Genomic DNA, 6,703 nt, shown 5'->3' with positions numbered 1-6,703 from the left:
CCACACGTCCTGGTAGAGGTCGTCGGGCCCGTAGCCGAGCGTCTCGAAGAGGCCACGAACCCGGCGGCCGCTGTGGCGTGAGGTGTAGGCCATGCCCGTGTGGTTGCCGCCCTGCCAGCGGTCGGCCTCAGGGGTTCCGGCACCGGGGGCCTCACCGACGACCACGAGCGTCGCATCGCGTGCCCCGACGCCCCACGAGATGCAGGTGCGGCCCTCGACCAGTTCGGGACACTGTTGGCAGTCCGCAGCCAGGGCGTTCCGTCCGTCGGGGTCGGGAAACCGCGCCATCAACGGTGGGTCGGGCGCCACACGCCTGAGTGTTCGCGTTCGAACTGTATTACCGTCATAATACACCATATAGATCTATTGGCAAAATTAGCCGAACCCTTATAGCCACCAATCGACTCTCTCGACACGAATGAGCGAAGCACCCTCCGAGACGGACGAGCTGCCCGAGAACCCGACCGACGCGCCGAAACCGCCCGAATCTGCCATCGATTCCGACCGCTACGGCCATCTGACGCTCGACAGCAGTGCCGTCGTCATCTACGACCGCGAGGAGCCGGATACGTGGCTCCAGTCTGATTTCGTCGTCGACGTCGGCGCCTGATTACTCCGTCAGCGGCAGAATCGCCCCGAACGTAATGGGGGTGAAAAAGCCGACGAGGACGCCGAGTATCTCCATACTGAACAACAGTCCGTACACCGACTCCGGCAGCGACGGGAGGAGGGCGTGACCGGCGATCTCGCCGACCATGCCGACGACGAACAGCGCGACGCCGAACAGAAAGCCCAGTTTCGCGGCACGGGCGTAGTCGATGTTGCGTGAGCGGTTCCGATGGCTCATGTTCGTTGCTCTCCGGTCGAGCGTTGAATCCCTTTCCCTTCGGATCGCGGTCGAAAAGCATATCTCCTCCAACAGCGGAACACACCTATGCGAGAACTACTCATCGCGTCGCTCGAACTCCTCGTCTACGGTCTCGGCACCGGCGTCCTCGCCATCGCCGGGCTGTTCGCCGAGTGGTCGAGCATGTCGTATTTCACCGCCGGCAACCTCAAATTCACCATCTGGCTCGTCGTCATCGGCGCTATCGCACTGTATGCGTCCTTCTCGCTCGGCACCGAGAAGCTCCTCCCACTGCTTCGGAAGGCCTGACGGTCGCACGGTACCGATTCTCATTTAACAGCGGGGCCGGATGTAGAAGATATGAGCAGGTTCGCCGAGGTCGACGACCAGTACGACCCCCACGAGGTCGAAGACCAGGTGTTCGACTACTGGGACGACGTCGACGCCTACGAGCAGACGACGCAGCACCGCGAAGACGGCGAGGATTTCTTTTTCGTCGACGGCCCGCCGTACACCTCCGGGGCCGCCCACATGGGGACGACCTGGAACAAGACCCTGAAAGACGCCTACATCCGCTATCTGCGAATGCGCGGCCACAACGTCACCGACCGCCCGGGCTACGACATGCACGGGCTGCCCATCGAGACCAAAGTCGAGGAGAAACTCGGCTTCGACAACAAGAAGGACATCGAGGAGTTCGGGATGGAGAACTTCATCGAGGAGTGTAAGACGTTCGCCGACTCCCAACTCGACGGCCTCCAGAACGACTTCAAATCCTTCGGCGTCTGGATGGACTGGGAGAACCCCTACAAGACGGTTACACCCGAATACATGGAAGCGGCGTGGTGGGGCTTCGAGAAGGCCCACGAGCGCGGCCTCGTCACGCAGGGGCAACGCTCGATCACGCAGTGTCCGCGGTGTGAAACCGCCATCGCAAAAAACGAAGTCGAGTACGAAACCGCACACGCCCCCTCCATCTACGTGACGTTCCCCCTCCGGAACCGCGAGGGGAACCTCGTCATCTGGACGACGACGCCGTGGACGATTCCCGCCAACACCTTCGTCGCCGTCGACGAATCCGTCACCTACGCCGAAGTCGAATACCTCGGCGAAACGCTGTATCTCGCCCGCGACACCGTCGAGGACGTGATGGAGCGGCTCGGCGCCGACGAAGGCGATTACGACATCATCGAGGAGCTGCCCGGCGAGGAACTCATCGGCTGGGAGTACGACCACCCACTCGCCGAGGAGGTTCCCGACCACGCACAGGCCGAGGGTTCCCAGCAGGTGTATCACGCCGACTACGTCGAAGTCGACCGCACGGGCATGGTGCACTCCGCACCCGGCCACGGTGAGGAGGACTTCGATCGCGGCCAGGAACTCGGCCTCGAAATCTTCTGTCCGGTCGGCTCCGACGGCGTCTACACCGAGGCCGCCGGCGACTACGAAGGCCAGTTCGTCCGCGACGCCAACGACGACATCGTCGACGACCTCCGCTCGGAGGGGCGGCTGCTGCTCTCGGAGGAAGGCCACACCATCGACGAGGGGCAGTGCTGGCGCTGTGACACCGACATCGTCCGCATCGTCACCGACCAGTGGTTCATCACAGTCACCGGCATCAAAGACGAACTCCTCGACAACATCGAGGACAGCGAATGGTACCCACCGGAGGCTCGTGAGGGTCGCTTCCGGAAGTTCGTCGAGAACTCGCCTGACTGGAACGTCTCCCGGCAACGCTACTGGGGCATCCCGATTCCCATCTGGACGCCAGATAGCGAGGCTACCGCCTCGGGCTCGAACGGCGAGGACGCCGACGACGGCTGGAGCGGTGAGATGGAGGACGCCGTCGTCATCGGGACGCGCGAGGAACTCGCAGAACGGGTCGACCAGGATGTCGACCCCGAGGACATCGACCTCCACCGCCCGACGGTCGACGATCTCACCATCACCGAAGACGGGACGACCTACACCCGCGTCCCGGACGTCTTCGACGTCTGGCTCGATTCCTCCGTCGCCTCGTGGGGGACGCTCGATTTCCCATCGAACGAGGAATGCTTCGGGGAGCTGTGGCCTGCCGACCTCATCATGGAGGCCCACGACCAGACCCGCGGATGGTTCTGGTCGCAACTCGGCATGGGTTCCGCCGCACTCGGCGAGGTGCCGTATCAGGACGTGTTGATGCACGGCTGGGCGCTCGCCGAGGACGGCCGCAAGATGTCGAAATCCATCGGGAACATCGTCTCGCCGCAGGAGGCCATCGACCGTCACGGCGCCGACCCGATGCGCGTGTTCCTCTTGAACCAGACGCCGCAGGGCGACGACATGCGCTTCTCGTGGGACGAGATGCAGAACCGCCAGCGCGACCTCAACATCCTCTGGAACGTCTTCCGGTTCCCGCTGCCGTATATGCGGCTGGACGACTTCGAACCCGGGGCGGTGACCGTCGCCGACGCCGCTCTCGAAACCGTCGATGAGTGGGTGCTCTCGCGGCTCCAGTCAGTCACCGAGGAGATGACCGAACAGTGGGACGCCTACCGCCAGGACAAGGCGCTCGATGCACTCCTCGGGTTCATCGTCGAGGATGTCTCCCGGTTCTACATCCAGGTCGTCCGCGAGCGGATGTGGGAGGAAGCCGACTCCGAGAGCAAGCAGGCTGCCTACGCGACGCTGTATCACGTCCTTGTCGAGACGACGAAGCTTTTGGCGCCGTACGCGCCGTTCATCTCAGAGGAGATCTACGGCACGCTCACCGGCGATGCGGGCCACGACACCGTTCACATGTGCGATTGGCCCACCGTCGACGAGGGGTTCCACGATCCGCAACTCGAAACCGACATCGAGGTCGTCGAAGCCGTCGAGGAAGCCGGCTCAAACGCCCGCCAGCAGGCCGAGCGGAAGCTCCGCTGGCCCGTCCGGCGTGTCGTCGTCGCCGCCGACGACGAGGCGGCCGCGGAGGCCGTCGACCGACACCGCGACCTGCTGCGTGACCGGCTCAACGCTCGCGAAATCGAACTCGTCGAACCCGGCGCCGAGTGGGAGGAGCTGGCGTACAGCGCCCGCGCCGATATGTCGGTGCTCGGCCCCGCCTTCGGCGAGGAGGCAAGCGACGTGATGAACGCACTCAACGAGGTATCGGTCACGGAACAGACGCTGGATACACTCGAATCCGCCGTCGAAGAGCGGCTCGGACGCGACGTGGAGTTGACCGAGGAGATGGTCTCGTTCAACACTGAGACGCCTTCCGGCATCGAGGGTACCACCTTCACCGTCGACGGCGACGACCGCGGGGTCGTCTACGTCGACACGACGCTCACCGAGGATATCGAAAGCGAGGGATACGCCCGCGAGGTCATCCGCCGGGTTCAGGAGATGCGGAAGGAGCTCGACCTCGACATCGAGGCCGAGATTCGCGTCGACCTCGACGTCGCCGACGACCGGGTCGCAGGCCTCGTTCGCGAACACGAAGACCTCATCGCGGACGAAGTGCGGGCCGCCGAGTTCGGCTCAATCGAGGATGGTCACGAGCGCGAATGGGTCGTCGAGGGCATCGAAATGCAAATCGGCATCGAGCCCGTAACGGACACGTAGATGCGCGCCGACGTTCGAGCCGCCGTCCTGTCGGCGCTCCTGGTCTGTTGGCTGCTCGCGGGCAGTGTCGTCTTCGCTGCCCCCGCAGCGGCCGCCACCATCGACGTCGACCACACCATCGCACAGAACGACACCCAGGGACAGGTGGACGTCAAAACACGACTCCGGATTCCAAGCGGCACGGCGTCGCTCGAAATCACGATTCCGGAGAACTCGAACGTTTACGAGATGAACGGCTTCACGCGGGAAAGCGAGAACACCTACACGTGGACGGGGACGACGAACGAGCCGTCGTTGCGCTACACTCTCGACGCCAACGTGACGGTGACCCGCAACGGCGAGGAACAGTACACCTACGCAGTCACCGACGAGTGGGCGATCATTCGGACGCCGAAGGTCGGCCTGCAATGGACGGGTATCCAGGCCGACGTGAATCGCACCCAGAGTGCGGGCAGTGAGGGCGTTGCTGGCCGCCACATCACGTATCTCGGTTCCTACGCCGAGCGGAGCCAAAGCGGCAGCGGCCAGCAGTTCCGGCTCGTCGTTCCGGCGAAGGCGGAGCTTCGCGAGTCGCCGGACGACGTGCTCGACTCGCTGACAATGGCCGCAAAGCGGCTCGAAATCGGCACCCGAGACGATCAGGTGCTCGTCATCGTCGCACCCACCAACAGCGTCGAATGGGCCGCGACGGGGATTCAACGCGGTGATGCGGACATGTGGGTTCGGGATGTCGAGCAGCTCGATACCGCACGGAGCGCCTGGGTGCACGAGTACGTCCACTCCCGCCAGGATTACGACCGGGCGGAAGCGACGCAGTGGACGATAGAGGGGATGGCCGTCTACTACGCCGCGCTCATCCCTTATGAGGAGGGCCGCATCGACTACGAGACATTCCGACGGAAGATGGAGCAGGGGACGAAAGACAGATACAGCGACGTCCAGCTCACGAAGCCATCGACGTGGCGGTCGAACGGAGGCAACTACGAGAAGGGCGCGCTCGTGTTCGGCTACCTCGACCGCCGGCTCCGAGCGGAATCCGACACGTCCATCGACGCCGTCATCGCCGAACTCAACGAGCCCGACCAGGAGCTGACACAGGAGGAGTTCCTCGATGCCATCGAGGCGGCCGGCAACAGCGACATCCGGACGGACGCAAAACGATACACCGAAACGACGGACACGCCGCCGCTGTGGAGCAAAGAGGAACACGTCGAGGCCTTCGGCGGCCCCGACATCCGCTACTCGTTCGACTCGTTTGCGGTTTCCGGGCCGTACCGGCAGACGACGCTCGATGAGCCACGCTTCGTCGCCGGCGAGACGCTTGAAACGACCGTCCAAGTGAGCAACGCCGGCACACAGGCCGGCGATTTCAGCGCCGAGTTCCGCGTCGATGGCACGGCGGTCGAGACGGTCTCCGGAACGCTCGAACCGGGCGAATCGACGATGGTCACCGTTCCGCATACGTTCGATTCGACGGGCGAATACACGCTGGCCGTCGGGACGGCTCGAACGACCGCCGTCATCGAAGAACCGGCCGATATCGAGGTGACCGACCTCACGGTCGACCCGACGAACGCCGCGCTCGGTGAGACGGTTCGGCTCCGTTCGACCGTCGAATCGAGCGCCGACCGGCCCGCCGACGGCGAGGTCACGTTCGCCGTCGATGGTGAGACAGTCGCGACCCGACAGGTACAGCTCGGCACGGGCCAGCAGGTCGTCGAGGTGACGATGAGCTTCGAGACACCTGGTGAACACACCGTCTCAGCCGGCGACCGCACGGCGACGGTAACGGTTCGTGACGAGACCGCAACGCCCACTCAATCGACCGAGCCGAACGCCACCCCCAGCGACAGTAGCGCCAGCGCGACACCGACTGGCGGTTCCGGAGCGGGTCTCGGCGCCGCACCCGCCACCGTGGCGCTGCTGGCAACACTGGTACTGTTCGGCTTCCGGAAGAGACCATGAGCGAGCAGTTCCTCGTCTGTCCGCGCTGTGAACATTACGAAGCGGCCGAGGAGCGCCGGGCGTGTCCGAACTGTGAAAGCACGCGCGCGTATCTGAACCACGCCCCTGCACTCCCGGACGCCGAAAGCGAGGCGTACGTCAAACTCGACGCGGACGCTGCCGCAGAAACACGCTGATTACCTGAACTAGGCGCTAAGGCCCCTTCCTCAAGGAGCGACCGAAGGGAGCGAGTAGGGAGGGGATACAGCGCCGCACGGTTCTCAAACACGTTCGGCGCTCGGCCCACAGGCCCACGCAATCGCA

6 protein-coding genes and 1 pseudogene are annotated in these 6,703 nt (G+C 64.2%); 5 read left to right on the top strand and 2 right to left on the bottom strand.

The window, feature by feature from the left end; translation table 11 throughout:
- Positions 1 to 288 (bottom strand): annotated as a pseudogene (locus tag ACI8UR_RS11820) (uracil-DNA glycosylase); the annotation flags it as partial.
- Between the two features lie 130 nt (positions 289 to 418).
- Between ACI8UR_RS11820 and ACI8UR_RS11815 the strand changes: the two are divergent.
- Positions 419 to 610, top strand: a complete 192-nt coding sequence (locus ACI8UR_RS11815; RefSeq protein WP_411714723.1) for a hypothetical protein — start codon at positions 419 to 421, stop codon at positions 608 to 610.
- On the opposite strand, the gene ACI8UR_RS11810 is transcribed toward ACI8UR_RS11815, so the two are convergent.
- Positions 611 to 847 (bottom strand): hypothetical protein, encoded by a 237-nt coding sequence (locus ACI8UR_RS11810; protein WP_411714722.1) that lies wholly within the window; start codon positions 845 to 847, stop codon positions 611 to 613.
- Between the two features lie 87 nt (positions 848 to 934).
- Between ACI8UR_RS11810 and ACI8UR_RS11805 the strand changes: the two genes are divergently transcribed.
- The 4 genes from ACI8UR_RS11805 to ACI8UR_RS11790 are packed head-to-tail and all read left to right on the top strand — an operon-like array spanning position 935 to position 6,576.
- Positions 935 to 1,156 carry a hypothetical protein gene (locus tag ACI8UR_RS11805; RefSeq protein ID WP_411714721.1) on the top strand — a complete coding sequence of 74 codons (222 nt, stop codon included), beginning with the start codon at positions 935 to 937 and terminating at the stop codon, positions 1,154 to 1,156.
- Between the two features lie 51 nt (positions 1,157 to 1,207).
- Positions 1,208 to 4,435 (top strand): isoleucine--tRNA ligase, encoded by a 3,228-nt coding sequence (gene ileS / locus ACI8UR_RS11800; protein WP_415087908.1) that lies wholly within the window; start codon positions 1,208 to 1,210, stop codon positions 4,433 to 4,435.
- On the top strand, positions 4,436 to 6,400 hold the full coding sequence (locus tag ACI8UR_RS11795; protein ID WP_415087907.1) for a CARDB domain-containing protein: 1,965 nt from the start codon (positions 4,436 to 4,438) through the stop codon (positions 6,398 to 6,400).
- Complete coding sequence (locus ACI8UR_RS11790; RefSeq protein WP_415087906.1) at positions 6,397 to 6,576, top strand: hypothetical protein; 180 nt, start codon at positions 6,397 to 6,399, stop codon at positions 6,574 to 6,576. Before ACI8UR_RS11795 ends, ACI8UR_RS11790 begins: the two co-directional genes overlap by 4 nt.
- Positions 6,577 to 6,703 lie beyond the last annotated feature (127 nt).

Source organism: Natronomonas sp. (genome assembly GCF_047616845.1).
In the GTDB taxonomy this organism is placed as follows: Archaea; Halobacteriota; Halobacteria; order Halobacteriales; family Haloarculaceae; genus Natronomonas.
The sequence above is the reverse complement of the archived record's forward strand: the minus strand, read 5'-3'. Positions and strand labels throughout refer to the sequence as shown.

Excerpts from the sequence above, each read along its gene's own strand:
- ACI8UR_RS11815 (WP_411714723.1), top strand. The coding sequence starts at position 419 with ATGAGCGAAGCACCCTCCGAGACGGACGAGCTGCCCGAGAACCCGACC.
- ACI8UR_RS11810 (WP_411714722.1), bottom strand. The coding sequence starts at position 847 with ATGAGCCATCGGAACCGCTCACGCAACATCGACTACGCCCGTGCCGCG.
- ACI8UR_RS11805 (WP_411714721.1), top strand. The coding sequence starts at position 935 with ATGCGAGAACTACTCATCGCGTCGCTCGAACTCCTCGTCTACGGTCTC.
- ileS (WP_415087908.1), top strand. The coding sequence starts at position 1,208 with ATGAGCAGGTTCGCCGAGGTCGACGACCAGTACGACCCCCACGAGGTC.
- ACI8UR_RS11795 (WP_415087907.1), top strand. The coding sequence starts at position 4,436 with ATGCGCGCCGACGTTCGAGCCGCCGTCCTGTCGGCGCTCCTGGTCTGT.
- ACI8UR_RS11790 (WP_415087906.1), top strand. The coding sequence starts at position 6,397 with ATGAGCGAGCAGTTCCTCGTCTGTCCGCGCTGTGAACATTACGAAGCG.